Annotated in this window: 23 protein-coding genes; 2 read left to right on the top strand and 21 right to left on the bottom strand. The window is 51.7% G+C overall.

The window, feature by feature from the left end; genetic code table 11:
* Nucleotides 1-240 (bottom strand): sulfurtransferase TusA family protein, encoded by a 240-nt coding sequence (locus tag QCD60_RS01150; RefSeq protein ID WP_104154948.1) that lies wholly within the window; start codon nucleotides 238-240, stop codon nucleotides 1-3.
* A 138-nt stretch (nucleotides 241-378) separates the two neighbouring features.
* Here QCD60_RS01150 and QCD60_RS01155 point away from each other — a divergent pair, with 138 nt between their 5' ends.
* Nucleotides 379-1,815 carry a M48 family metalloprotease gene (locus QCD60_RS01155; RefSeq protein WP_279781602.1) on the top strand — a complete coding sequence of 479 codons (1,437 nt, stop codon included), beginning with the start codon at nucleotides 379-381 and terminating at the stop codon, nucleotides 1,813-1,815.
* Between the two features lie 154 nt (nucleotides 1,816-1,969).
* Here QCD60_RS01155 and nadA read toward each other — a convergent pair whose 3' ends face one another.
* From nadA to QCD60_RS01230, 15 genes are all read right to left on the bottom strand, one after another.
* Nucleotides 1,970-3,040, bottom strand: coding sequence for a quinolinate synthase NadA (gene nadA / locus QCD60_RS01160; RefSeq protein WP_279781604.1), 1,071 nt, complete (start codon nucleotides 3,038-3,040; stop codon nucleotides 1,970-1,972).
* 127 nt (nucleotides 3,041-3,167) lie between these two features.
* Complete coding sequence (ybgF, locus tag QCD60_RS01165; RefSeq protein WP_279781606.1) at nucleotides 3,168-3,962, bottom strand: tol-pal system protein YbgF; 795 nt, start codon at nucleotides 3,960-3,962, stop codon at nucleotides 3,168-3,170.
* A gap of 9 nt (nucleotides 3,963-3,971) precedes the next feature.
* Nucleotides 3,972-4,475 carry a peptidoglycan-associated lipoprotein Pal gene (pal, locus tag QCD60_RS01170; RefSeq protein WP_104154883.1) on the bottom strand — a complete coding sequence of 168 codons (504 nt, stop codon included), beginning with the start codon at nucleotides 4,473-4,475 and terminating at the stop codon, nucleotides 3,972-3,974.
* A gap of 79 nt (nucleotides 4,476-4,554) precedes the next feature.
* Nucleotides 4,555-5,847 (bottom strand): Tol-Pal system beta propeller repeat protein TolB, encoded by a 1,293-nt coding sequence (gene tolB / locus QCD60_RS01175; RefSeq protein WP_104154884.1) that lies wholly within the window; start codon nucleotides 5,845-5,847, stop codon nucleotides 4,555-4,557.
* Between the two features lie 102 nt (nucleotides 5,848-5,949).
* On the bottom strand, nucleotides 5,950-7,059 hold the full coding sequence (tolA, locus tag QCD60_RS01180; protein ID WP_279781609.1) for a cell envelope integrity protein TolA: 1,110 nt from the start codon (nucleotides 7,057-7,059) through the stop codon (nucleotides 5,950-5,952).
* A 4-nt stretch (nucleotides 7,060-7,063) separates the two neighbouring features.
* Entirely contained in the window at nucleotides 7,064-7,477 is a 414-nt protein-coding gene (tolR, locus tag QCD60_RS01185) for a protein TolR (protein WP_104154886.1), read from the bottom strand.
* Nucleotides 7,478-7,482: 5 nt separating this feature from the next.
* Complete coding sequence (tolQ, locus tag QCD60_RS01190) at nucleotides 7,483-8,154, bottom strand: protein TolQ (protein WP_104154950.1); 672 nt, start codon at nucleotides 8,152-8,154, stop codon at nucleotides 7,483-7,485.
* Between the two features lie 170 nt (nucleotides 8,155-8,324).
* Nucleotides 8,325-8,687 (bottom strand): TraR/DksA C4-type zinc finger protein, encoded by a 363-nt coding sequence (locus QCD60_RS01195; protein WP_279781613.1) that lies wholly within the window; start codon nucleotides 8,685-8,687, stop codon nucleotides 8,325-8,327.
* Between the two features lie 152 nt (nucleotides 8,688-8,839).
* The gene (ruvB, locus tag QCD60_RS01200) at nucleotides 8,840-9,868 is read right to left on the bottom strand and encodes a Holliday junction branch migration DNA helicase RuvB (RefSeq protein WP_279781615.1); all 1,029 of its coding nucleotides are present in this window, start codon (nucleotides 9,866-9,868) and stop codon (nucleotides 8,840-8,842) included.
* Between the two features lie 57 nt (nucleotides 9,869-9,925).
* Entirely contained in the window at nucleotides 9,926-10,555 is a 630-nt protein-coding gene (gene ruvA, locus QCD60_RS01205; protein ID WP_104154889.1) for a Holliday junction branch migration protein RuvA, read from the bottom strand.
* Nucleotides 10,556-10,576: 21 nt separating this feature from the next.
* The gene (locus QCD60_RS01210) at nucleotides 10,577-11,206 is read right to left on the bottom strand and encodes a trimeric intracellular cation channel family protein (RefSeq protein WP_279781618.1); all 630 of its coding nucleotides are present in this window, start codon (nucleotides 11,204-11,206) and stop codon (nucleotides 10,577-10,579) included.
* Entirely contained in the window at nucleotides 11,203-11,727 is a 525-nt protein-coding gene (gene ruvC, locus QCD60_RS01215; RefSeq protein WP_279781620.1) for a crossover junction endodeoxyribonuclease RuvC, read from the bottom strand. Before ruvC ends, QCD60_RS01210 begins: the two co-directional genes overlap by 4 nt.
* Before the next feature lie 154 nt (nucleotides 11,728-11,881).
* Nucleotides 11,882-12,616 (bottom strand): YebC/PmpR family DNA-binding transcriptional regulator, encoded by a 735-nt coding sequence (locus QCD60_RS01220; protein ID WP_279781622.1) that lies wholly within the window; start codon nucleotides 12,614-12,616, stop codon nucleotides 11,882-11,884.
* A gap of 142 nt (nucleotides 12,617-12,758) precedes the next feature.
* Entirely contained in the window at nucleotides 12,759-14,531 is a 1,773-nt protein-coding gene (gene aspS / locus QCD60_RS01225; RefSeq protein WP_279781624.1) for an aspartate--tRNA ligase, read from the bottom strand.
* A 36-nt stretch (nucleotides 14,532-14,567) separates the two neighbouring features.
* A complete protein-coding gene (locus tag QCD60_RS01230) occupies nucleotides 14,568-14,828 on the bottom strand; it encodes a zinc ribbon domain-containing protein (protein WP_279787861.1) in 261 nt (86 codons plus the stop codon).
* 762 nt (nucleotides 14,829-15,590) lie between these two features.
* Between QCD60_RS01230 and QCD60_RS01235 the strand changes: the two genes are divergently transcribed.
* The gene (locus tag QCD60_RS01235; RefSeq protein ID WP_279781625.1) at nucleotides 15,591-16,325 is read left to right on the top strand and encodes a hypothetical protein; all 735 of its coding nucleotides are present in this window, start codon (nucleotides 15,591-15,593) and stop codon (nucleotides 16,323-16,325) included.
* Here QCD60_RS01235 and QCD60_RS01240 read toward each other — a convergent pair.
* The 5 genes from QCD60_RS01240 to QCD60_RS01260 form a co-directional block, all read right to left on the bottom strand.
* Complete coding sequence (locus tag QCD60_RS01240; RefSeq protein WP_279781627.1) at nucleotides 16,276-19,689, bottom strand: SbcC/MukB-like Walker B domain-containing protein; 3,414 nt, start codon at nucleotides 19,687-19,689, stop codon at nucleotides 16,276-16,278. The two genes, QCD60_RS01235 and QCD60_RS01240, sit on opposite strands and share 50 nt — an antisense overlap.
* Nucleotides 19,676-20,425: a DUF4194 domain-containing protein gene (locus QCD60_RS01245; RefSeq protein ID WP_279781630.1), complete on the bottom strand. Its 750-nt coding sequence runs from the start codon at nucleotides 20,423-20,425 to the stop codon at nucleotides 19,676-19,678. Before QCD60_RS01245 ends, QCD60_RS01240 begins: the two co-directional genes overlap by 14 nt.
* A complete protein-coding gene (locus QCD60_RS01250; protein ID WP_279781632.1) occupies nucleotides 20,425-21,819 on the bottom strand; it encodes a Wadjet anti-phage system protein JetA family protein in 1,395 nt (464 codons plus the stop codon). Before QCD60_RS01250 ends, QCD60_RS01245 begins: the two co-directional genes overlap by 1 nt.
* A 230-nt stretch (nucleotides 21,820-22,049) precedes the next feature.
* Nucleotides 22,050-24,035, bottom strand: a complete 1,986-nt coding sequence (locus QCD60_RS01255) for a DNA topoisomerase 3 (RefSeq protein ID WP_279781634.1) — start codon at nucleotides 24,033-24,035, stop codon at nucleotides 22,050-22,052.
* Nucleotides 24,036-24,181: 146 nt separating this feature from the next.
* On the bottom strand, nucleotides 24,182-25,933 hold the full coding sequence (locus QCD60_RS01260) for a YcaO-like family protein (protein ID WP_279781636.1): 1,752 nt from the start codon (nucleotides 25,931-25,933) through the stop codon (nucleotides 24,182-24,184).
* Between the last annotated feature and the right edge of the window lie 340 nt (nucleotides 25,934-26,273).

Consider the following 26,273-nt stretch of genomic DNA (forward strand, 5'->3'; position numbering starts at 1 on the left):
TTACTCCAGCCCTTTGGCTATCCAGAAGTGGAAAATACCGTCGATTTCTTCACTACGCTGTAACGTATGCCCACTTCGATGCACGAACACGGGAATATCCCGCGATGAGCCAGCATCTGATGCCATCACATGCAATATTTGCCCAGCCTGCAACTGGCGCAAGGCCTGCTTCGCTTTCAGCAGGGGCATAGGACACATCAACCCGGTCGCATCCAACATTTGCTCTTTGCTTGTCACCATTGCCCCGCAACTCACCTTACTCATTCCATGCATGATTCTGCATGGCGCCTGTATAGCAAAAATTTGACACCCGCGCACCATTGAGCCGGTCTCACTCACTCGTTAGACTGCCTCACGACCTGTAAACGGAGAAACAGTGTGCGCCATTTATTGCTGGCTCTTGCTACCACCTGCTGTTTGCCAACAGCAGTGCATGCACTTGATCTGAATCTACCGGTATTGGGCGATTACTCGTCTGCCAGTGTATCGATTACCGAGGAAAATCGCATAGGCGACTACATGTTACGGCGGTTACAGGGAAGTGGAAGCACGCTGGATGACCCCGCACTCGAATCCTACGTGACCGACATCCTCTATCAACTGGCTCCTTACAGCAATCTCCCCAACACAAATCTGAATGTTGTGGTGCTGGACACAACAGAATTGAATGCCTTTGCCGTACCCGGCGCACTTATTGGCATCAACGCGGGGATGTTGATGTATACCGACAATCAGGACCAGCTTGCTTCCGTGCTTGCGCATGAACTTAGTCACCTGAGTCAACGTCATTACGCTCTGCAACGCGCGCAGCAGGAACGTGAGCGCCCATACTGGATAGCTGCCACCATCGCTGGCATTCTGGCGGGCGTCGCAAGCGGCAACGCGGATGTTGGGGGAGCAGCAGTCACCTCGTCGCTCGCGGCAAATCAGGGCCGCTCACTGGCATTCAGCCGACTGCATGAAGCAGAAGCAGACCGGATTGGCATTGCCGTTTTAGCAAACGCCGGATTTGACCCTCAGGCCATGCCAGACATGCTGAGCAAACTGCAGCGAGACTACGGCAACAGCACCAAGGTACCCGAGATGCTGTTAAGCCACCCGCTGACAGAAAAGCGAATTGCTGATTCTCAGGCACGTGCAGCAACCTACCCTCGTCGCCCCCATGCGGCAGACACCCGTTTTCTAATGATGCAAGCGCGTGCTCGAGTCCTCCTGAACAAAGCGAATCAGGCCACTCTCAGCTACTACCAGTCACGGGTCAGAGAACTCCCGAGTGATCCTGGTGGCCACTACGGATTGGCACTGACCTACATTGAGCGAAAACAGCCAGTCGCCGCACTCAGTGAGCTACAATGGCTTGAACAAAAGCAACACGACAGCCTGCTGATTCAAGCCTTGCGCGCCCGATACCTAGCAGAAAGTGGACAAGGCGCGAGCGCCATCAGTTATCTAAAACAACATCTTGCGCTGTTTCCGGACAATCTTATGCTAGGCCGCCTCTTAGCACAGTTTTATGAGGATCAAAACCAGCTCCAGAGTGCCCGGGCACTATTGGAGGATCTGATTGCAGCTCACCCCGAGCAGGCAGGTCTGTGGTATGACCTGTCAGAGGTTCGCGGCAAACTAAAGGACACTTTCGGTATTCATGATGCACGCATTGAGTATTTCCTGCGCACGGCATCATGGGAAGACGCTGAACGTCAGATCCGTTATGCCAGGAATACTCGCGGCATCACCGTAGTACAAAACGATCTACTGGATGCCAAGGAGAATGAGGTTAAGGAGTGGAAGCAATGGGAAAAAGACATGCGCTAACCATTCCCCGGACGGCACCGAGCAATAACAGGCTAATAAGGGACTTCAGCCACCTGGTATGTTAATCGACAGCAGAACAAGAAAATAACAAATAAAAACGCCGGATAGCGTTTCGTCCGGCGTCTTAGTTTGAGAGGCACAGTGAGTTGGTTATTCAAGCATTTCCTGCAAGCGCCAACTGCTGGGAACTGGTGAAATCAAGCATGCGCCGCAGCGGGACAAGTGCCTTATCTCGCAAACCATCATCCACAAATATCTCTTGATCTTCCGTTTCCAACACAGCAAGCAACGACTGCAAACTATTCATCGCCATCCACGGGCAAAGCGCACAGCTGCGGCAGGTTGCGCCGTTACCGCCAGTCGGTGCCTCAATAAAACGCTTGGTTGGGGCTAACTGCTGCATTTTATAGAAAATGCCCTTGTCAGTAGCCACAATGAAGGTTTCATTAGGCATATCACAGGCGGCTTTTATGAGCTGGCTGGTCGACCCAACTACATCTGCCAGCTCTACCATGGCTTCTGGTGACTCAGGATGCACAAGAATGGCCGCATCGGGATAAACAGCTCTAAGCTCAGAAATTCCCTTTGCCTTGAACTCTTCATGGACAATGCAGGAGCCATTCCACATGAGCATATCCGCACCGGTTTCACGCTCGATATAACGACCTAAGTGGCGGTCTGGCCCCCAGATCAGAGACTCGCCCTGATCCATCAGATGTTCAACGATATCCAAAGCACAACTTGAGGTAACAACCCAATCCGCTCGCGCCTTCACGGCAGCGGAGGTATTGGCATAAACCACAACCTTCCGCTCGGGATACTGATCACAGAACTGAGAGAACTCTTGCTCAGGACAACCTATATCAAGCGAGCAGGTTGCCTCGAGGGTAGGCATCAGCACTCGCTTCTCAGGATTCAGAATCTTCGCAGTTTCACCCATGAAGCGAACACCCGCGACGACGAGCATAGAAGCAGGATGGTTACTACCGAAACGCGCCATCTCAAGAGAGTCAGCCACGCAACCACCTGTTTCCTCAGCCAGCGCCTGCAGCACAGGGTCGGTATAGTAATGCGCAACCAGACAAGCATTCTTCTCTTTTAGCAGAGCCTTAATCTTTGTCTTGTAGGCTTCAATTTCTTCAACGGAAAGTACAGGGGTTACATTGAGATGAGCCAAGTGCTCTCTAACAAGCACCTTGTCGGCGATGTCTTTGTCGCTAAGCATGTTGCACATTACCCGACCAAGCTAACCAGTAGTGTATTAATTATTGGGTGGCACAGTATACCACGCATCAATAAAGGTACATCCCGTTGATTCAAGGATGAAATACCCCACAAACCCTACTGACTGACTACTTAATGCCTTTCAGATAATCACCAGCCAGCTTAGCTGCAGACGAGTCCGCATAGCCACTCATCACTTGCTGCAGGTATTTCTTCGCTGACGCCTTGTCACCCTGCTTATCACTTAACATGCCAAGCTTGTACAACGCATCAGGTACTTTTCGGTTATCTGAATACTTGTCGACGACCGTCTTGAATGCAGCCATCGATTTGGCCACATCAGGAGGAGATTTGACGAGATAGATTTCGCCTAACCAGTAATACGAGTTACCAGCCAGAGAACTGGAAGGATATTTTGTCACAAACTTCTGGTATGCCACAGCGGCCTGATCAAACGAACGTGCACGCACCAACTCGAAAGCAGCCCGATAATCGTCCTGTTCTGACCCAGAAGCTGATGGTGCATCTGCTGCAGTGGAAGCAGTGGATGCCGAGCTGGCTGCCTGACCAGCCCCGGCATCCGCCGTCTCACTGCTAGACTGTGACGAAGAGCTTAGCTCAGAAAGCCGCCGATCAAGATCCGAGTATCGATCTCGCTGATCATCCTGAAGCTGCTGAACCTTATAGGACAACTGCTCAATTAATCCGCGTAGCGACTGGACCTCACGCTGTAATGCCTGAACCTGTTCATATTGGCCGTTGGAAGACGAACCAACACTACCTGGAGAGGTCATATAACTCCCCCCTGCAGAATTACCGTCAACCGGCTGCACCTCTATAACAGGGACAGAGTCGGCGAATACGCTACTGGAGCCGATTACAGCTCCAATCATTAAACAGGAAATCAGCGGCTTTATTTGCATTTACTCAGATCACTGGTATTTCAGTTCTACGCGACGGTTTTCTGCCCAAGCATCTTTGTTGCTTGCTGGGTTGGCAGGCTTCTCTTCGCCGTAGCTGATGGTTTCAATGTTGCTGGCGCTCACGCCCTGATCCATCAGGAATGCAGCAACGGCTTTGGCACGACGCTCGCCCAGAGCCATGTTGTACTCGCGAGTACCCCATTCGTCGGTGTTACCTTCCAGACGAACGTGTACAGATGGGTTTGAACGGATGTATTGAGCGTGGGTAGACAGCGCATCACGGTATTCAGGTTTGATCTCTGAACTATCGAAGTCAAAGTAAAACACTGAAGGAATGTTCGCAATAGCAGATGCATCTACACCGCCGTTGGCGTTAGAAGCGCCAGCGCCATAGGTAGAATTATCGTTCTGGCCCATACCTGCATCGGTAGTTTTGCCAGATGAGCTACAACCGGCCAACCAAGCCAAAGACAGGCCCAGAGCTACGGCTTTGCTAACAGCAGACAGTTTCATTTGGATCTCTCCAGTATCACCAAAAGTTAATGGCAGTTTACTTACGAATTGTCAGCTCCAACTCGGAACACCTAACTGATTAGTTCAGGAATGGTGACCAAGCAGGCTCACGTACATCGCCCGTGGCATCGGGCAAGCGATATTTGAAACGCCCATCCATGGAAACCACTGACAGCACACCCCGTCCCCCCTCCTTAGTGGCATAGATCACCATCGTACCGTTAGGAGCAATACTTGGAGACTCATCCAGTGTTGTATCTGTCAATGAGAAAACTCTTCCGTTCTGCAGATCAGTCACTGCAACGTGGAAGTTGGCTCCGCGCGACTCTCTGTGCACGGTTACCAGGAAACGACCGTCAGCACTCAACTTTCCTTTGGCATTGTAGTTACCAACAAAAGTTAGCCTTTGTACGTCCTTAGTAAACACATTCATCTTATAAATCTGTGGCTGGCCACCGCGATCAGAAGTAAAGATCATACTCTGTCCGTCAGGCATCCAGCTCGGCTCAGTGTCGATTGCAAAATGGTTGGTCATTCGCTCCAACTGCAGCGTTTGCAAGTCAAACGTATAGATCTCAGGGTTACCGTCTTTAGACAACACAAGTGCCAGCTTACGGCCATCAGGTGACCAGCTCGGTGCGCCATTCAGCCCCGGGAAAGATTTAAGACGCTGACGCTGCCCGGTAGACAGGTCCTGGATATAAATTGCTGGGCGGCTTGTCTCAAAAGAAACATAGGCGAGACGTTTACCATCGCGTGACCACGCCGGAGACAGAATGGGCTCTCCAGATTCCAGAATTGTCCGCGGACGTGCACCATCTGCATCCGCAACGATCATACGGTAACTACCTTTGCCACCACCAAATTGCTGGGCGGAAACATAGGCAATACGCGTAGAGAAAGCACCACGAATACCTGTCAATTTTTCATAAATCTGATCACTGATGTAGTGAGCAATATCACGCAGATTGTTCATACCGCCATTTACCTGACCGGACAGCACTCTCTGCTCACGTAAAACGTCATACAACTCAAATTCAGCATGATATTGACCGCCCGCCTGGGACAGTCGACCAATCACCAGATAGTCCTGTTTCAGAATGGACCAGTCGCGGTAGAAAATCTGACTCTGGTCATGTGGCCAGTTCAGCATCTTGCCTCTGTCCAGAGGATTGAACTGACCGCTACGCTGCAGGTCAGCTCCGACTATCTGGGCAATATCGTCGTTCAATGGCTGTCCTTGCCACTGAAAGGGAACAACCGCGATAGGTGTCGGGTTGTCCATACCCTTAGTAATTTCAATTGTCAGCTCAGCACGAGCCATACTGGCAAAGCAAAGAGCAACAAGCCCCAGCCACAACTTCTTCCACATAGCTACACCTACTTTTGCAAAGTCAGTTCCAGCCACCACCGCAATCCATACTTATCGAGCAGGTTTGACAGGTTGAGCCCCGATCACTACCAGTACACCCTGCTACAATCTTAGATCACTAGGATTGAAGCACAGGTTAAAGCTACGGAAATTAGACTCAAATGCACTTCTGTCTAGCTTCTGCAACTCATCAAACTCGACCACCTTCCAGACCGCATTAACAGCACTCTGGTCAAAAGCCGTGTTGCCACTGGAGTTAATCACCTTTACATCCACAACCTTGCCACTATCAATAAGGTTGATGCGCAACACTACAACCATGTCATTACGAGCCGATGGCGGACGTGTCCATGCGCGACTCACCATTTCGTTGATGTAAGCCATCGCATCAGTCACTGACGCATCATCGCTGGACTCAGCGGTATTGAGCTCATCTTCGAGCGCTTTATCCAACTCCTGCTGACGCTTGGCTTGATCTGCTTTGCGCTTGGCGTCATCGGCTTTCTTTTTATCTTCCGCAGCCTTTTTCTTTGCTGCTTCATCTGCTTTCTTCTTGGCATCAGCCTGCTTTTTAGCTTCGGCGTCTGCCTTGGCTTTTGCATCAGCTGCAGCTTTGGCCTTGGCGTCTGCTTCAGCTTTTGCTTTCGCCTCCGCATCAGCTTTCGCTTTGGCCGCCTGATCAGCCTTCAACTTAGCATCAGCTTCAGCTTTCTTACGCGCATCCGCTTCAGCCTGCTTTTTAGCTGCTTCATCCGCTTTACGCTGAGCATCTTCCGCAGCCTGCTTTTTAGCCTGATCTGCAGCTGCCTGGGCCTTCTTCTTCTCTTCAGCCACTTTTTCAGCTTCAGCCTCAGCTTTTTCCTGAGCTTGCTGCTGAGCCTTCTGCTGATCTTCTAACTCTCGTTTGGCCTGCTCTTCAGCCGCACGCTTTTCATCTTCAATACGCTGCGTTTCTTCAGCTTTGTGCTTTTCCTGCTCAACATCCTTGGCTTTGTCTGCCAAGCGCTGCTTGTCTGGTTGCTTTTTCGACTTACCCTGGCTTAGAGCCTTGAGATCAATCACCTCTGCCTTGACATAGCGAGGCGTCATTTGTTGTGGACGAGACTCATAAGTAAAAGCCCAGTTCACTACAAAGGCACCGATAATCAAGACATGCAGAAGGATTGCCAGGACAGTAGGCGTGAAATACGAACGGCTAGAAAATATCCTCACAGTATCAGGGCTCTGTCACCAGACCTACAGTTCCTGCTCCAGCCTCCTGCAAAGCCACCATCAGCTCCACTACCTGGCTATAAGCGACCTTTTTATCCCCTCTCACCAACACCTTGGTCTTTGGTTGCTGAGCGAGGATTTTACCTACCTGTTCCTGAATCAGAGGCAAGCCAACAGGATCGGTGTCCTTACCTCCATGACTGAGAAAATAGAGGCCATCAGCATTTACAGTAACGACTATCGGCTCCTGATTTTGCTCAGTTTCCACAGGATCTGCCGGCGCCTTGGGAAGCTCAACAGAGATACCCTGAGTCAGCATGGGCGCTGTGACCATAAAGATAACCAACAGCACCATCATTACGTCGATATAGGGTACTACGTTCATCTCCGCGTTAAGGCGGCGCTCACGACGTGCCATAACGCTTAACCATCCATTGTGTGAAGTTTGCGATAAAGAATCGCACTGAACTCATCAGCGAACGTTTCGTAATGATTGAGCAGACGATCAACCTGGGCACTATAACGGTTGTAGGCTACCACAGCCGGGATGGCTGCAAACAAGCCAATCGCGGTTGCGATCAACGCTTCAGCAATGCCGGGCGCAACCGTTGCCAGAGTTGCCTGCTGCACATTGGAGAGGCCGATAAACGCATTCATGATTCCCCACACTGTACCGAACAGACCAATGTATGGGCTTACAGAACCCACAGTAGCCAGGAAGGGTAAATGAATTTCCAGTTTATCCTGCTCTTTGGATACAGCGACTTTCAACGCACGCTGCACACCCTGCATGACAATTTCAGGGTCGACGCCAGGCTGCTGACGCATGCGAGAGAACTCTTTGATACCTGATGAGAAAATATTTTCCACACCATTATCCGGATCCTGATTAGCCGCCACTTCGCGGTATAGACGACTCAGATCCATTCCGGACCAGAAGCGATCTTCAAATTCAACCAGAGCCTTACGTGAGCTGCCAAGAACAGCACGCCTCTGGAATATAACTATCCAGGAAAGGCAAGATGCCAGAAGCAAGGCCAACATCACGATCTGAACCAGTACGCTCGCATTAGATACGAGACCCCATACCGACATATGCTGTTCGGCCACTCAATGATCTCCTGGGATTAAAAAGGAAATGTAAGACTAAAGGATTTACCCGATGATGAATACAGGCTGTCATTTTGCAGCCGCAATAATTTTTTTCAAATTATTACGTCATAGTACCTTGGTACCAGAGCGCGCAAAGCATAGAGAGTGATGCATCAAAAGAAAAGAGGGGGAATAGCCAATATTTTTTGCCTGTGATGATCATTTTTTTTGTCATAACATGCACACTGATTGCAATATTTTGTCAAAGGTTGACTAAGCAGCCTCTCAGGTTCAATGTCCGCACCGCAGCACTGACACACACCGTACTCCCCTTCCTCAATCAGCTCGAGCGCCTCCTGCACCTGTCTTAACTCCAACATACAATCTTTAACAGAGGCTAATTGAAAGCCAGCTTTGCTACTTACATACCCCTCAAGATCAGACTCCAGACCTGTAAGCTGCCTTATCAGCAGTCGATACCTGTCCAGCAAGGAGCGCTGCAGATCCAGGATATGGGAGGTTGTCAGTCCAGCCATCTTCGTCTTCCCCAACGAAATAGTGACAACCTAGTCTACTGATCACCTCTGTTCTGGCGTTGATTTAGATCAGTCATCCCTAGCGACCACAACCATACCTGACAGCAACAAACATACAGGCTGACAAAAGCTTTTGCTTAATACTCGCCCATTCAGCCAGCTGGCGGCCTCTCCAGACCGAAATGCTGATAGGCACGATCCGTCGCCATTCGCCCACGAGCAGTCCGAATAATAAATCCCTGCTGAATCAGGTAGGGCTCAAGTACATCTTCAATGGTGTCGCGCTCTTCACTGATCGCAGCAGCCATACTATCAACACCCACCGGCCCACCAGAGAAGTGCTCGATCATGGTCAGCAATAGCCTTCTATCCATATGATCAAACCCTTCCCTATCCACATTCAGCATATCCAACGCCTGCTCTGCAACTACGCCGGATATCTGACCATCGTGCCGGACCTCAGCAAAATCCCGCACTCGTCGTAGCAGCCGGTTGGCGATACGCGGCGTTCCACGGGAACGGCGCGCGATCTCAAACGCTCCCTGCTCCTCGATTTGCACTCCCAAGAGCGACGCAGAACGAGTAACAATATGAGTCAGATCCTTTACGTTATAAAACTCAAGACGTTGAACTATTCCAAAGCGATCACGCAAAGGAGAGGTCAGCAACCCTGCCCGAGTAGTAGCACCAATCAAGGTAAAGGGCGGGAGATCCAGTTTAATGGAGCGCGCTGCAGGCCCCTCACCGATCATAATATCCAGCTGATAGTCCTCCATGGCGGGATAGAGCACTTCTTCTACTGCAGGACTCAAGCGATGAATCTCATCGATAAATAACACATCCATCGGCTCAAGATTGGTCAGAAGCGCAGCAAGATCACCTGCTCGCTCCAACACCGGCCCAGAAGTGGTGCGTATGTTTACGCCCATTTCATTGGCAATAATATTGGCCAGTGTTGTTTTACCCAAACCTGGCGGACCAAACACTAACGTATGATCCAATGCCTCTGGCTGATTAGTAGCAGCCTGACGCTTCTTCGCTGCCTGGATAAAAATTTCCATCTGTTCGCGAACCGGCTGCTGCCCAACGTAATCAGCCAGCGTTTTTGGACGAATCGCCCGATCCTGCCAGTCCTCTCCCTGCTTCGGAGCAGGACTTATAAAGCGATCAACTTCTATCATGCAATTCTCGCCTAACTCGCCAACGGCATATCAATCCAAACTCACGCAACATTCGACTCAGCGACCCACCATGGACTTCAATGCCAGCTTAAGCAGACTTTCAACACTGACACCCTGTCCACTCAGCTCTTTATCTGCCTGCATGACTGCCTTACTCGCTTCAGCAGGCTTATAACCCAATGCCAGTAGAGCTTGCTCTGCCTCAAGGCGAACGTCTGCAACTGCAGGAGCGCCAGGAAGCACTCCACCCGTCAATGTAAAGTCCGCAATGTCACTCCCCTGCCAGGAGCCCAACCGGTCACGTAACTCAACCAGCAGTCTTTCAGCTGTCTTTTTACCAACACCGGGCACCTTGATTAAGCGTGCAATATCACCCTCCGCAACACTGCGCACCAGCTCTTTCACTTCAAGAGATGAGAGAATGGCTAACGCCAGCTTCGGACCAACACCATTTGCTTTGATCAGGATACGAAAAACATCACGCTCACCGCGATCGATAAATCCAAACAGGTGATGCGCATCCTCACGAATAACCTGGTGAGTAAACAGAACGACTTTCTTTCCTCGTTCAGGCAAGCGAAAGTGAGTTTGCATACTGGCTTCAACTTCATAGCCTACCCCCCCCACATCCAACAACAGTGCCGGTGGAGCTTTCTCCAGCAGTACACCTTCAAGGCGCCCGATCATTTTGCTTCTCCATATGTTGACTCAGGTCCGGGGCAGGGTCCGCATGAAACGGGGCAAACACAGATCCCAGCGCAGCGCTGCCAGACGCAATATCAACACAACCAGCATCGCCAACCATGGAAATACGCGCTCATCCAGCCCCCAGGCCTGTAAAACGAGATACACAACCGCACCCACAATGGCAGCCGTAGCATAAATTTCTCTATGAAAAATCAAGGGAATTTCATTTGCCAGTAAGTCGCGAATCACACCACCGACACAGCCTGTCATGACAGCGGTCACTATAACGATAAGCGGTGAAAACCCCATGTGCGCCGCCTGATCAGCACCCAGCACGGTAAAAACCGCCAGCCCGATAGCATCCGCTACTGCCAGCGCCCCAACGGGGAAGCACCAAAAACGCGTGAACATAAAGGTAAAGGTGCCGCCCGCCAAAGCCAGCCAGATGTAGGTATTATCCTTTACCCAGTTAACCGGCAGGTTTCCCATCAGCAGATCTCGTAATGTCCCCCCTCCCGTCGCGGTTACTATCGAAAATACCAGCACACCGAAAAGGTCGAGGCTCTTTTCTTCACCACGCAGGGCACCAGCCATGGCAAAAACGACTATGCCGAAATAGTCCAGAGACTGCAGAATAACCTCCGCGCTCACCCACGCACCCTCCCTGTATATGAACGAAGCTGCTGCTCCTGAATACGAGTCACTGAGGCAGAACGATGGGCATGGCAAATGGCGATACCCAAAGCATCCGCAGCATCCGCCTGAGGCAAGCCCGGCAATTTCAGCAAGGCCATTACCATATGCTGGACCTGCACCTTGTCAGCGGAACCTTTGCCGACCACAGCCTGCTTTACTTCCTTGGCTGCATATTCCGCCACAGTCAGACCATGACTGGCCAACGTGACAATAGCCACACCTCGCGCCTGCCCCAACTTAAGAGCAGAATCGGCATTGCGTGCCATAAATACTCGCTCTATCGCTGCCTCATCAGGTTTATGCCAGGCAACGAGTTCATGCAATGCATCCTGAATCTGTTTGAGGCGAAGAGGTAATCCCTCAGCGGTGATTCGTACACAGCCGCTGGCAACATAACTTAGCCGCCCCGCCTCGAAGCGAATAACACCATATCCAGTAATGCGAGAGCCGGGATCAATCCCGATAATAACGGACATATCTAACTCAACTGATCAACTGCGGCCATCATAGGCATTTCGCAAAATACTGTATATACATACAAATAAAATTGACAGCACAAAAACCAGAACAGCGGCCTATGCCGCTGCTCTGGTATTCAAGTATCGATGTAGAGAAAACCCGATCTTCAGGCTACTGCATAGCCTCTTCTGGAATCTCAGCATTGTGGAAGACATTCTGCACATCATCCAGATCCTCCAGAATATCGATCAGTTTGACAATCTTGATACCTGTATCGACATCCAGCTCGGCACTGGTACTGGGAATCATGGCTACCTCTGCCATCTCAGCCTGATAACCAGCAGCCTGCAGAGCATCCCTGACATTGAGATATTCATTGGCGTCGGTAAAGACATCAATTGAGCCGTCCTCATTGGCTACCACATCATCAGCACCCACCTCTAACGCAGCCTCAATCAAGGCATCTTCATCGACATTAACAAAGGTCAGCTGCCCCTTTTTGTCGAACAGGTAGGACACTGAGCCATTGGTCCCCAGATTCCCGCCCACCTTGGTGAACGCGGCACGCACATTCGCTACGGTACGATTGATGTTATCTGTCATACACTCAACCAGCACTGCAACACCGCCTGGGCCGTAACCTTCATAGGTCAGCTCATCGTAATTTTCTTCATTGCCGGCACCCGCCCCCCGGGAGATGGCTTTATCGATGGTGTCACGCTTCATGTTGGCAACCAGTGCCTTGTCCATCGCCGCCCGTAATCGTGGGTTATCAGCAGGATCAGCACTACCATGTTTGGCAGCAACAGTTAACTCACGAATGATTTTGGTAAATACTTTGCCCTTCTTGGCATCTTGACGGGCCTTGCGGTGCTTAATGTTGGCCCACTTACTATGACCTGCCATAACACTACCCCTATTCTGATCCGGACACCCACACAGCCATCCAGACGTATAAATGCAGAGAGGGCTTACGCCCTCTCCTTGAAACTACCCAGCCATACAGCCATGGCCCGGTTTGCATCAAACCTGACCGGTGACCAGAGACCTAGGCCTCAGCACCCTTGGTACGCAAGCGAATATTCAGCTCACGCAACTGTTTGGCACTGACCTCACCTGGAGCTTCAGTCATCGGGCATGCCGCGCTCTGGGTTTTCGGGAAGGCAATCACTTCACGAATAGACTTGGCACCGGTCATCAGCATAACCAGACGATCCAAACCAAATGCCAGACCACCATGGGGTGGTGCACCCAATTTCAGAGCATCCAGCAGGAAACCGAATTTCTCACGCTGCTCTTCTTCACTAATTTTCAACAGATCAAAGATAGCAGCCTGCATTTCCTGACTGTGAATACGGATAGAACCACCACCCAGCTCAACACCGTTCAACACCATGTCATAAGCACGTGACAACGCGTTAGCCGGATCAGCCTTCAACTCGTCAACATTACCCTGAGGTGAGGTGAAGGGATGGTGAACTGCTGACAGAGCACCTTCGTCGTCTTCTTCGAACATCGGGAAGTCAACGACCCACATGGGAGTCCACTCAGCGGTGTATAGATTCAGGTCTTCACCCAGCTTCAAACGCAGAGCACCCAGTGACTCACTGACGATGCGAGCCTTGTCAGCACCGAAGAACACCAGATCACCATTCTGTGCACCTACTCGCTCCAGTACAGACATTGCTACGTCAGTACCAAGGAATTTAACGATAGGTGATTGCAGACCACTCTCGGCATCGTTGATGTCATTAACCTTGATGTATGCCAGACCTTTAGCGCCGTAAACGCTGACAAACTTGGTGTAATCATCAATTTGCTTGCGGCTCAGTTCACTACCACCAGGAACACGCAGTGCGGCTACGCGCCCTTTGGGGTCAGTTGCCGGACCGGAGAACACTTTAAAGTCAACGCCAGCAACCAAATCGGCAACGTCTACCAGCTCCAATGGAATACGCAGGTCGGGCTTATCAGAACCGAAGCGGCGCATCGCTTCGCTATAAGGCATCTGCGGGAACTCACCGAACTCGATATTCAGCAACTCGCTGAACAGTTTGCGCACCATACCCTCTGTAATACCCATGATATCTTCTTCATTGAGGAACGAAGTTTCGATATCAATCTGAGTAAACTCGGGCTGGCGATCAGCACGCAGATCTTCATCACGGAAGCACTTGGCAATCTGATAATAACGATCAAAGCCAGCGACCATCAGCAATTGTTTGAACAACTGCGGTGACTGAGGCAGGGCAAAGAAACAACCCTCATGAGTACGACTTGGCACCAGATAGTCACGCGCGCCTTCCGGTGTTGCTCGGGTCAGGATGGGCGTTTCAATATCGAGAAAGCCATGCTCTTCCAGATAGTTCCGGATGGTATGTGACACCTTGGAACGAAAACGAAGCTTGGCTGCCATTTCCGGACGACGCAAATCAACAAAGCGGTATTTCAGACGAACGTCTTCACCAATATGCTGATAGTCATCCAGCTGGAAAGGAGGGGTTTCGGACTGGTTGAGAATGTCCAGCTCCAGACCGAGCACTTCTACCTTGCCGGTTTTCATCTCGCCATTTTCGGTACCAGCAGGGCGATTGCGCACTCGACCTTTAATTTTGACCACATATTCACTACGCACACGATCAGCACGCTGGAAGCTTTCGGCACGATCCGGATCAAACACGACCTGAGCAATACCTTCGCGGTCACGTACGTCCAGGAAGATCACACCACCGTGATCACGGCGACGGTGCACCCATCCGCACAGGGTAATTTCTTCACCAATGTGAGTTTCTCGAAGATCGCCGCAATAATGGCTGCGCATAGTTATTTCCTATTCATTCCTCTTTGGCCAGCCTGATCAGGTATCAGCACCGCCACCCGTTGTACCGGTAACAGTACTTCCTGACCCACCTTTCTCAGCCAGATTTTTTTTCTGCCCAGTTTTGAAGTCAGTTTCGTACCAACCACCACCTGCCAGTCTAAAACCGGGTGCCGATATCTGCTTGTTGAGCGTCGGCGCCTTACAGACGGGGCAGTCTTTTAATGGATCATCACTGAGCTTCTGTATAACCTCAACATCATGGCCACAGGAGCCACAACGATACTCGTATATGGGCATTGATAAGAACTCGCATCTATCAGGCGATAGCACACACCTTCAACTTGTGTGTAAGACCCTCAGGTCAAGGCGCAGCATTATACCCCATTTCAAAGCCTTGCCTACTCACCCAACGGCCTCATGAAGCATCAACGAACACCAGACCACCACGATGCAGTGCTGCTCTCAGCCTTGTTAGCAGTTCAATCAGCACTTCCTCAAGATAGGCCACTGCAGGTGCCTTCCCCCAGACTGGATCTGGCCATACCAGATCGCTTTGGAAGCGCGCCAAACAGTTGCGGGACCATATTCCCCGGCGCGGCGATATTCCATTTTTCCGCTGCCTGCTCGGCTACCAGCACACTACTAATCAGGTGCATTCAGCCAATCATTGCAGCTGATCGGCATCACTCAGTTCAAACAATTCACGCAGGCCGACCCGTCTAGGTACCAGCACCAGCCAAGGGAAGTTGCTGTTATTTCATTAATAGCACACGACAGAGCGCCCCCTATCCAGGGCGTGTCTGCAAGCAATTGCGGATGCAGCTCAAACTCAGCCATTCCACCTTCCCCCCACAACAGCAGAGCCTGACGAAACATTTTCACCGTTAAGTTACGGGGCTGAACGTCGATAACTTTTGCTTAGTACAGACCAGCAACTTCAATAGGTTATCGCCATTCGCTTAACGCTGGCGCAAACAGATAAACCTGTTATGCTTCGTCGAGGCACCCTAGCAGAACTCCATGAACAGGAAAATAGTGAAGATCGAGGAATCCCCACGGATGATGATCAGAATCCTGCCCAAACTGGAGAATGCCGAGCAATGGCATGATTTCATCCAGAGAGAGCAGCGTTACTGCTTCGTCAACGAGCCGGAAACACTGGTTGACCTGCAGAGCAATCATCTGATGATTACCTTGCTCAACAAAGGGGTGCGCAACGGGCGGCAAGCCATCAAGTACAGCATTGGCGCCAAGACCAGTGCCGATCCCATCAAGTATTTCATTGCCCACTGCCGCTTCAGCCTGAGCTTTATGCTCTACCTGCTGGAGCAACTGGATTTCAGCAAAACCGTTCTGGATTACGACGGACTGGGTAATGGTCATGCCCTGAGCATCCGCCGCTTTTTCGCGCGTGAGCGAGAAATCCTTTCGCCAAGCCTGCTCTCCAATCTAGCCCCACTCAGTGAGTGGCCTGCCCGCTGGAGCCTGGGCGCACTGCTGTCACTACTGGCAAACCATCAATATCACTATCTTTATGGTAGTAAAACCGCTAACCAAAACATGGCTCCGCGGCTTGATGGTCTTGCATTACTGCTCAACATCCTCGACAAGCCAAGTCGCTACAAGGTCCGCACACACGAAGAAGAACTCCTGATCAACCGTGATGGCCAACCCTTCGCAGTGCTGATGCCAAAGCTACCGGGCGCGTTGCCACGCCCGGTTCTGCAAGCACCAGAAGTCCGGCTTACTCTTCCGCCAGCTCCTGTGCTAGACGGTAGGGACTATCTGAATTAAGTAATGCCTTACCTTCCGGAGTAGGAAACTCCACATCCAGATCCACCACATTGCCATCCCTGCAAACGTTAATGATGGTATCCATGGTGGACGACATCAGCGAGTACTTGTCGTCTGGTGCAGCAATCATAGTCTGCAGCCCCAGATCGGTCATAAAACCGAGCGATGTCTGGGTATTACCCGAATCCAGCTTATTGAAGGCCTCATCGAACAGACTCAGGCTGAAGCCTCCCACCACTTCACCCTCCTGCCCTTCTCGCAGACGGTAAGTCGCCGCCAGCGCTGCCGCAATGGCCACATAAAATGGTACCTGATGCTCACCACCCGACCCCGTCTTGATACGCTGACTGAGGGTTGTCTTCTGATTTCCCTCCAAGTCCATCACGATCAGTTCGAAGTTGTAGAAGTTCCGATAATCCTGCAGCAGATGCGCTTCACCCTCATCCTTCAGCACCTGATGGATTTTTTCCAGTGCCAGCCGGTGAGGTGAGTCGGCCTGAATATTGGTATCAAACAGTGACCCCACATTAGCCTGATCATGGCGCGAGAAGCTTTCCACCAGCTCCAGCACATCTTTCAATTCAGGATTAGGCGTCATCGTGAAGGCATACATTTCGCGATGGAACGGGCGCTGCTTCAGGTGCTGGTTAATTTCTTTGATCAGCCCCTTAATCTTGTCGATCTGATCATTCAGATGCGCCACAAAGTCAGAACGGAATGATGTCTCTGCCTCCATCCGCGCACGCTCAGCCTGACGCTGATAATTGGCCAGCTCAGAGTCACGCAACAAACGCAACTGTTCGGCAACGAAGCCCATCAACTGCTCATGACTGGCATCCCCTCCCAGATGTGCCACCTGTTCAGCGGTAATTGTATTGGCGTGATAACGCGCCTTGTATTCCGCCACCAGGTCACGCACACCGTTACGTTTACGCTCTGCCAGCTGTAATTCAGCCTGCGCCTTGCGAGCCGCTTCAAAGATGATGCGCTCCAGCTCGCCCTGACAGCTGGACTCCAGATAGTCGCGACGCTCCTGAGCCGACTGCGCATCAAATCCTTCACGCTCGGCACATTTCTGACGCGCCTGACCGTGCTCCTGCATCTCACGCTCCAGCACCTCAAGCCCGGCTTCGAGTTTGATGACCTCGGTCTTCAGTGCTTGCAGTTTATCCATCAACTTACGCTGATCCTGCTGTTTGGCTTGCTGCAGTTTAACCGCCTCTTCCAGACGACTGCGAACAGGGCCATCCTCCATGTTGCGTAGTTCTTCGATACTGTTACGCAAGGCCTGCATTTCAGCATCCAGCTGCATCCGCTCATTGCACAGAGCAAAGGCCGTCTCGCCTTCACCCACCAGGCGAGTCGCCAACTTGATGATAGATTCACGCAAACCTTCCAGCTGTTGATGAGCAAGATCCAGAGCCTGATAGTCTTTGACCATGACATCGAATGCCCTGTCCTGATCAGCCAGACGATTCTGTCGCTGCCCACCGCCAAGCATGGGACTTTCCTCACGAATCGAGGTGGTGCTACCTTCAGCCTGCAGCATACAATCCGGAGTGATAGCACGTTCCTGTTTCAACAGCTCGGCTTCAGTCTCGACCGCAATCACCCCGCCCAGCGCACGATTGATATAGGCTTGGGCATGTTCACTACGACACTGAACAAACTGCACTAACGAACGCTTGTCGCTACGATCAAGCCACTTATCTGTTTGTCGTGTATTGATAATCCGACAGTTTTTCAGATGACGCCCTTTGCGCCGGTAAAGGGTAACTGCATCCTGTACTTTCTCTGGATCAACCAGTAATGCTTCACGTCGGCCACCGAGGAAGCTTTCGATTGCCAGACGCCACTTTTCGTCGATCACGTCCACCAGCTCACACAGCGGAGTGGACTCAATACCGTACTCCGCCAGCAGCGACATCAGCTCCTGAGTATTGCGCTTCAGCGGAGCTTTACCCTGCTTCATCTGATCGATAGCCTCGCGGTGCTCCTGAATTTCATTTTTCAACGTATTCAGACGGATCACGGTATCCTGAGCTTTGGCTGCCACTTCCAGACGCACGGCATCAACCTGTTTGCGCAGCGCTCCGACCACGCGATCCACTTCCACCGGATTGGCTGGCCAGTCGCTGGCTGCCAGACCTTCCCCTTCACGCCACAGCGCTACCGACTCTTTTACGGTACTCAGGAAGTCCTTTGGCAAATACTGTTCATATTTTGCGAAGGCCACCGTCGCTCGCAGTAGGTCGTACTGGCTGGACAGCTTTGCCTTGACACTGTTTAAAGCGTGCTGGCGTGATTCAAGATTCGATTCCAGCGCCTTGAGCTTGTGAACACTGTCTGAGTTATTCAGGCTGGCACGCGCCTCAGCTACCTGTTCCATTACCTGCGATAGCGCATCAGACATTGCTTCCAGCTGCTGATTCAGCTGCTCTTCCTGTTCGTGCAAGGCATCAAGACGCTCAGCAGTCTCCTCTTTTTTCAGGTCAGCCTGCTCAAAGCGGGTTTCGTGAACGACCCATTCGTACTCGCTGCCGTTTTTGTGATGACGCTCACAGGCTTTGTCCTGCTCCTCGATTTTCTCCAGCTCAGTCAGCCGCTTAGCCACCTCGCGGGTTTTTTCTTCCATTGCCCGGTACTCTTCCAGTGACTTACGGAAGGCACCGACATGAACAATATTCTGGTCAAGCACATACTCGCGAATGAACTTGGTCGGGCTGTCGATAGGCGAAAATTTGATGGCATTCTTGAAGTTCTTAACAAACTTCTCTTCATCATTAGGGAAGTTAGGATCGTGACTCAAGTGCACCATTACTTCCTTGAGGAAGCGTTTGGCGCGCTTTTCCAGGACCATTTCCGGGCAGCGGCTGCGGAACGATTCACGCACCTCTTCCCAGCTGCGGGGGATTCGGCCATCACCCTGGCGAATGGAAAAGTCATCCAGACACACAGCAAAATCCGGCAGGATGAAGCGCCCCAGAATATCTTCATCCGGATTACTCAAGGAGGTGGCGATCGCCATCCCCATGACAGTTTCCTTGCCGGTTTTGTCATCCTTGAAACTGAGCGCGAGATAGCTGATCGCATCTTCACGGTGATGCTTACGCCCGGAAGCCCCGGTATCATCCAGATAGCCCAGGCAATAGGTGCGCAGGCTGCGCTCACTGCGCTCACCGGCACTGGCGTTGAAGCTCAGCCACTGCTTGTTACCGCCCATCAGCACCGTCTGCACTGCATCCAGAATCGACGATTTACCAGAGCCGTTAGGACCGACGATGGCGACATTACCGCGAATAGGAATGTCCACGGCTCCCAGCATGTACCAGTTGACCAGAACGATGCGGTTAAGCGTTTTCATCTTTATCCTCGGTGACAACCTGTTCGTCTTGCAGCACTACGTTTTCTTCCGCTTCAGTTTTTTCTTCCACTTTTTCTGGCAGTGGCTCAGCATCAGATTCACCAGCATCTTCAGTCGCCGCAGCCACCTTGACCTTCACGCTCTGACCTTCTTCATCGGTGGCAATCAGCTGATCCAGCTGGCCCAGATAATCCTCGACCACAACCTGACGTATGACCGGCTGAATAACCAGCGTCATATTCTTTGGATCTGTCTCATGCGGCTTGCCACGTTCGACCACTCCGTGTCGGGCAAACAAAGCCAGGATATCCTTCATCCGCGTTTCATTGGGCAGCTCTTTGTTGGTCAAGTGCTCGTACGTCTGCAGCACCTTGTCCAGATCGATATAGGCACGGCCTGACTCCACCTCGAAGTTCTCCAGTTTCTCTTCGTAGAGCTGGCGCAGTACCAACAGAAAAAGCGACTCATCCAGCTTCAGGCGCTGAGTACGTTCCTCTTCACCGGGCAAAATACCAACAAAGGCTTCATCAGCCTGATAAACCAGCGTCCAGCCAATGGCTTCAAACAGATTGCGGAAATAATCCAGATGCTCAGTGACAAGAAAATAATATGGCCGCTGACTGGTCTTCTCGGCATAGAGGAACTGATTGGCAATCAGTAATTTTGCCGCCTGAATAAAGTCTTCGGCTTCATGGTGCTCGGCCTTTTTGGCCGCTTTGGCGAGATCACCCAGCATCAATCGATCCTTTCAATAACAAAATCGCGACACTCAACCATCCCGCCGACGCAGGTGTAGGTGTCCTCAAAACGAATCCGGTAGCTTTTACTCAGCGATTTACCCTGCTTTCCTAGTGATCCCAGGTGGCGGACATAGCTGAAGCACACATAGTCTTCGATGCTGCCAATGCTGAAATCACTGGCACGCATCTGTTTACGCCCAGCGAACTGCATCTGCATGTAGGTACCGACCTTGTCGACACTGACTTCCCGCCGGGCCTTGAATTGCTTGAAGCGCTCCCGCAACTCCAGCACCGCCGGGTCAATCTGAATCTGACGAATGACTCTGGGCGGTGGTGTTGGCCGACGCTTTGGTGGCACACGGATAGACCGTGGCGAGAGGAACGCAGGCTGATAAAGACTAGCAACCAGCGGAATCTGCTCGTCGCTATGCTCTGCGACTGCACTGATCATACGCTGCAGATACGCCGACATGCCGGGCGTAGTCTTGTCCATATAACGGACAGTATCAGCTACACGCTTTTCCAGACGGAAACGGAAATCATCGATAAGGGACAGGCGCTGATCCACCGATTCAAAGATACGGATAACGCGACTGATATGCTGGTGGACCAGATTCTGCCCCTCAACATAGGTAACATCCATCTGCTCCTGATAGTGGCGCGCCAGAGCTGCCAGTTTGGGAGGATCAAACTGCAGCTCCTTGAGGTGAGACAGTATCTGCCGGCGAAAACGGAACGGGTTGTTTTGCGTCTTAAGCGTCTTGTAGTCAGCAACAAGAATGCGCTCAACAAACTCCTCAAAGAAGCCCTTGAGGATACGCTGAGGATCATTCGTCGCTGCAATATTCTTACGCAGCTCACGCAATCCCAGCAGAATATCAGTCAGATGCGCACTGAACTGCGCTGCTGTGCTGGCAGCTTCGTGCAACGCCAGACCACGCACTTCCGGATCATTGATGGCCGACTCTACCGAACTGAGCACATTGAGAATGGTGCCGCCATAACTGCGCTTGCCTTGCCGCGCCACACTCACCAGCGAGCGCAGTACATAACTGATCGCAGGCGACATCAGTACGAAAGTACGATAAAGACGAGTTTCTTCTTCCAGCCAGCCAGTCAGCAACAGGCGGCGGTAAATTCTTGCTGCGGTCTCAGCTACCGAGCGAGGTGGCTCATGATCATGATCCCCCTCGGGAGCAAGATGCCTCACTCCATATTTAACGACGGCATCTTCAATACTCGAGCGCACCAGATCACGGGGAATAAAAGGATCCACGGCGTCTTCGTCAAAGAAGAGATCCGCCAGCTCCAGTAAGACCGCCTGATAGACAGCCTTGTTTGTCCCCGCCAGGGGTCCAAACAACTCATCCGGCAGGTGATTAAACAGCATTGCAGCGTTCTCTGTTCATAAGGCGTTCTATCTATCAGGGCAGGACAAGCAGCAACCACCCACCCTGGGGAAATAAACGGCTAAAGATAACGGATTAGCCGGACCATGGCTACGCTCTGACTGGAAAGCAACCATGAAAATCCTGCACGACCCGAGTATTGATCATCTATTCTCATAGACACTGAAAGATGCTCAAAAAAGGATTACAAATCCTCAACTTACCTGAACACTCAAGCTCCGGCAGAAGTGGGTTTGCGACGACGAGAGCGGGCCGTGGGCACACCACCTTCGCCCCGAGCCCCACGAGATACCCTCTTCTCGCTATCAGTCTTTACCACAGCACGTTTGCCTGCCGCTCTTCGTCTTATGCTCTTTTTCGACGACACCTGAGCTGTCACTACAATCTGTGGTGCTGGTTGAGACCGTACAGCATCAATCAGTTTACTGATCCATCGTGCCTGATGAGACAGGAAGGTGGGCAGATCCATTTCCCCCTTTTCCACCAGCTCCAATCCGCGTTCCCAGCGCGCCGTCAGTACCGGACTTGTCAGCTGTGGCAAAAGCCAGTCAATAACCTGCCGCCCCAGCTCTGTGCTTCGTAATTGTTTACCCTGACGCTGCAGATAAGTACGCTCCAGCAACAGCTCGATAATGGCTGCCCGTGAACTTTCCTCTCCAATACCCTTAGCCTCCTTCAGCCGCTCACGCAGATCCGGATCGTCAACGGTCTTGGCAATCTGTGTCATGGCAGCAATCAGCGTGCCGTCAGTGTAGTAATCAGGAGGTTCGGTTTGATGCTCAGTAACCTCAGCCTGCAAGCACAGGCCATGATCCCCTTGACTTAACTCTGCCCACTGAGCGCACCAGTCACTTTGTAACTCACTTCCCTCCAACGCTCGCCAGCCTTGCTCCAGCACATCCTTACCCTTGCTCTGAAAGCGCAGCTGATTAACCTGAGTGATGACTTGCCACCGCTTAACCAACAACGGCGGATAAAACTGCATCAGCCAGCGAGTAGCGCAGGCCAGATAAAGATTGCGCTCCATGGCGGATAATCGTGTGAGCTCCGGACGGGTTCCGGTAGGCACAATCGCCGTGTGCTCACCGATCTTGCCATCGTCGTAGCAACGCGGGCGCTTTGCGGTCGACGCAACAGCAACCACCGAACTTAACTCAGAGGCGCTGGATAACGCCTGCATCTGTCGACTGACATCAGCCCATTGCGCTGAGCTCAAATATTCACAGTCAGTACGGGGGTAGGTAAGCAACTTGTGCTTTTCATAGAGTGACTGCAGTGCATCCAATGTTGCCTTGGCAGGATAACCATACCGTCTGGAAGCCCAGGCCTGCAGTTTGGATAGAGAAAATGGCAAGGGAGCAAGCGTTCGCTGCTGACTGGCTTCGCAACTTTCGATATGTGCAGGCTGATTTATCACACGCGCCAATTGCTCCTGCGCCAGCTGTGGATTGAGCAGATGCCCCTGCTCATCCAGCCACTCTTCGGGCGTGAGCCATTCCCCCCAGTAGCGTGCGGCTTTGATCTGAAACTCCGCTTTAACGCCGTAGTGGCGCACACTGGCAAAATTCTCTATCAATCGGTCACGGGCCACTACCAGCGCCAGTGTAGGCGACTGAACCCGACCAACACTGATCAGCACACCCTTACCTTGCTCACCACCGCGTGCGCGCACGGTATAAGCGCGGGAGAAGTTCATACCGACCAACCAGTCGGAATACTGGCGAGCCTTTGCGGCAGACAGCAGGCCATCAAATTCAGACCCACCACGTAAGTTGGCCAGCGCCTTTTGCAGCACAGGCAACTCCAGAGAATGGTGCCAAAGGCGGAACAAGGGTCCGCGCCAGTTCATTTCCTCCAGCAACTCGCGAATCAACAGCTCACCTTCGCGCCCGGTATCACCTGCGTTAACCACCTCTCCTGCCTGCTTCAGGCAACGACGAATAACAGACAGCTGTTTACTAACACCTTTGCGAGGCAACCGCTGCCAGCTATCAGGAATCATCGGCAATGTATCTAGGCGCCACGCTTTCCATGAAGGGGAATAGCTATCAGGTGGTGCTAGTTCATACATATGCCCAAACAGCCAGGTGACCTGCCAGCCTTGACCAGCAATCAACCCGTCCTGGTTTTGTCCACCACCGAGCGCCCTGGCCACCTCTCTGGCCAACGAAGGCTTTTCACACAAATAGAGTCGCATAGCCACCCCTAAAACTGGATGGCCATACAGTATTTATCTCAAAGAAGGAAAACAAGAGCACAGGAGGGAGATTTAACCAGGCAGCTCACCCAATACAGAGCATATTGAGCTAAGCCGTCGAAAACTTAACCTATCCGCGAACAGATTTAACGCAACGCAAAATAGTGTGCAGCTTTGGCTTTTTGTACTTTATCACGCGCCGCCAGCAGCATCTGGTGTGAAGTAAATCCGTCAAGATCATCGCCTGCAACAACAAATCCCGGGAAGCCAGCTCGTCCTTCCAGCATGGCAATACATTGCTCGACCAGCACTTCACCATACATGCGCTGCAGCACTCGCAAGTAGTCCTGCAGATCACGATGCAGATCCAGATCAAGTTGCAACATAACCAGCAGGCAGCGGTATCTGGATCTCCTCGACTGTGGCAGCGCAGTGCACGCGACCACATCCTTCAGATCACCCAACACCTGCTCTCGCTCACCCAGCGCCAGATTGATCAGTAAACGTATCTCACAGACCGTAAGACCTTTCCAAACGGAATCATCATCAGTCAACAAACCCAGCAAGCTGCCAAGATCTTGATGAGGAGGCAGATCCATATCTTCCAACTCATCCAGCAACTCTCGCAACGCAGGCACATCGAGCAATGGCAAGGCTAATAGACGCTGGCGCAGGTCGCGTGCACGATTGTCATTGGAGGTACCAAGTCGAGATACCGGATGAACTTCCGACATGCCGGGCACGATAATGCGGCAAGCAGCCATACCCATGAATGCGTAGTCAGCAATGTAGATATCCATATCGACAATATGGATCAGATGACACAGATGATTAAACTGTTCTTCCGGTGTACCTGTCACATCCCAGTCGACAAAGTGGTAATCATTACTTTCACTGAAAAGATCCCAGCACACTCTGCCGGTGAATTTACTGAAGTGCGCATCAAGATTGGCCTGCTCCGCCACCTTGGTCAGATCAAACGTAGGCTCAGGCAAGTCGATAAGCTGCTGCAACTCGCGCCCTTGCAGCATTTCAGTAAACGCTCTCTCCATCGCCATACCAAAGCGCGGATGGGAGCCAAAACAGGCAAAACATCCACCACTGACGGGGTTCATCACCGTGACATTAATCAGCGGGAACTTGCCATTGAGTGATGCATCACGCACTTCCACGATCAGGCCGTTACTTTCTAGGGTAGTGACCATTTCTTGAACATGGGGGTAACGCGCCAGCACCTGATCAGGGACTAGTGGCAGGCTGATACCATCCGTAATGATAGTGGTCTTGATGTGCCTCTCAAATATTTCAGATAGTGCCTGCACCCGAGCCTCATACTTCCCTGCCCCAACGGCCATGCCATTGCCGACATAAAGGTTGCTGATGATATTCACCGGAAACCAGACCGTCTGATGATTGCGCTGCCTGATGAACGGTAGCGCACAGATACCTCTGCTCCGATCCCCGCTACCGGCATCAATCAATTGCTCTGGCACCAGATCCTGGCTCAGGTTGTAGTGCGCCAACGTGGGCCCGTCCAACAACCCTCTTGGCCACTCGTCGTCCTCGAATGGAAACCACTTTTCCTGTGGGTAGTAAACAAAAGGCTCCGCGCAGGCATGGGCTGAAAGATACAGGCCGTTGAAAAAATAATTGCAGCTAAGACGCTCAAGCATTTCGCCATAGGCAGAGACCAATGCAGCCTCTTTACTCACTCCCTTGCCGTTGCTGACGAGCCGTGAACACAACTTGTCTTGCAGTCTCACTGACCAGACATGGGGTATCGGGTTGACCCACTCGCCTTCTTCCATCAAAAAACCGCGCTTCCGCAACAACTCTCGCATGTGTTCGAGCGTTTCAAGCAAGGTGAAAGAAGAGGGTCGATAGTCAAGTGGAGCCATGAAGTACCGCCAACATCAGAAAAAAAGATTTGGTGCCTAGTGCAGTCCATCTTAACGCAAGCCAGAGGGCGGCTGAACCGCCCAATACGCGCCATACAACCTTAACCCAGCTGTAACAGCCAAACTTTAGTCTAATCACAGCAGCAAACAGCCACAGCACTCCTCCACATTTGTGGAATTGAAGAAGCAGACCAGACGACCGGGCAACACTTTGAATCAATCAACGGATAGAAATTGCTGCGCTTCAACCACATAGATCAAAGGTTTTACGTAGTCGGAAGTGCGTTGTAGGTTACGGAGCTTTTGAGAAATACCCTTTCGCAATAGCGAGAGAAATAAC

Origin of the sequence: Pokkaliibacter sp. MBI-7, assembly GCF_029846635.1 — a bacterium.
Taxonomy (GTDB): domain Bacteria; phylum Pseudomonadota; class Gammaproteobacteria; order Pseudomonadales; family Balneatricaceae; genus Pokkaliibacter.

Coding starts and splice junctions, on each gene's coding strand:
- QCD60_RS01150 (WP_104154948.1), bottom strand. CDS start 240: ATGGTGACAAGCAAAGAGCAAATGTTGGATGCGACCGGGTTGATGTGT.
- nadA (WP_279781604.1), bottom strand. CDS start 3,040: ATGCTTAGCGACAAAGACATCGCCGACAAGGTGCTTGTTAGAGAGCAC.
- ybgF (WP_279781606.1), bottom strand. CDS start 3,962: ATGCAAATAAAGCCGCTGATTTCCTGTTTAATGATTGGAGCTGTAATC.
- pal (WP_104154883.1), bottom strand. CDS start 4,475: ATGAAACTGTCTGCTGTTAGCAAAGCCGTAGCTCTGGGCCTGTCTTTG.
- tolB (WP_104154884.1), bottom strand. CDS start 5,847: ATGTGGAAGAAGTTGTGGCTGGGGCTTGTTGCTCTTTGCTTTGCCAGT.
- tolR (WP_104154886.1), bottom strand. CDS start 7,477: ATGGCACGTCGTGAGCGCCGCCTTAACGCGGAGATGAACGTAGTACCC.
- tolQ (WP_104154950.1), bottom strand. CDS start 8,154: ATGTCGGTATGGGGTCTCGTATCTAATGCGAGCGTACTGGTTCAGATC.
- QCD60_RS01195 (WP_279781613.1), bottom strand. CDS start 8,687: ATGGCTGGACTGACAACCTCCCATATCCTGGATCTGCAGCGCTCCTTG.
- ruvB (WP_279781615.1), bottom strand. CDS start 9,868: ATGATAGAAGTTGATCGCTTTATAAGTCCTGCTCCGAAGCAGGGAGAG.
- ruvA (WP_104154889.1), bottom strand. CDS start 10,555: ATGATCGGGCGCCTTGAAGGTGTACTGCTGGAGAAAGCTCCACCGGCA.
- ruvC (WP_279781620.1), bottom strand. CDS start 11,727: ATGTCCGTTATTATCGGGATTGATCCCGGCTCTCGCATTACTGGATAT.
- QCD60_RS01220 (WP_279781622.1), bottom strand. CDS start 12,616: ATGGCAGGTCATAGTAAGTGGGCCAACATTAAGCACCGCAAGGCCCGT.
- aspS (WP_279781624.1), bottom strand. CDS start 14,531: ATGCGCAGCCATTATTGCGGCGATCTTCGAGAAACTCACATTGGTGAA.
- QCD60_RS01230 (WP_279787861.1), bottom strand. CDS start 14,828: ATGCCCATATACGAGTATCGTTGTGGCTCCTGTGGCCATGATGTTGAG.
- QCD60_RS01235 (WP_279781625.1), top strand. CDS start 15,591: ATGATGATCAGAATCCTGCCCAAACTGGAGAATGCCGAGCAATGGCAT.
- QCD60_RS01240 (WP_279781627.1), bottom strand. CDS start 19,689: ATGAAAACGCTTAACCGCATCGTTCTGGTCAACTGGTACATGCTGGGA.
- QCD60_RS01245 (WP_279781630.1), bottom strand. CDS start 20,425: ATGCTGGGTGATCTCGCCAAAGCGGCCAAAAAGGCCGAGCACCATGAA.
- QCD60_RS01250 (WP_279781632.1), bottom strand. CDS start 21,819: ATGCTGTTTAATCACCTGCCGGATGAGTTGTTTGGACCCCTGGCGGGG.
- QCD60_RS01255 (WP_279781634.1), bottom strand. CDS start 24,035: ATGCGACTCTATTTGTGTGAAAAGCCTTCGTTGGCCAGAGAGGTGGCC.
- QCD60_RS01260 (WP_279781636.1), bottom strand. CDS start 25,933: ATGGCTCCACTTGACTATCGACCCTCTTCTTTCACCTTGCTTGAAACG.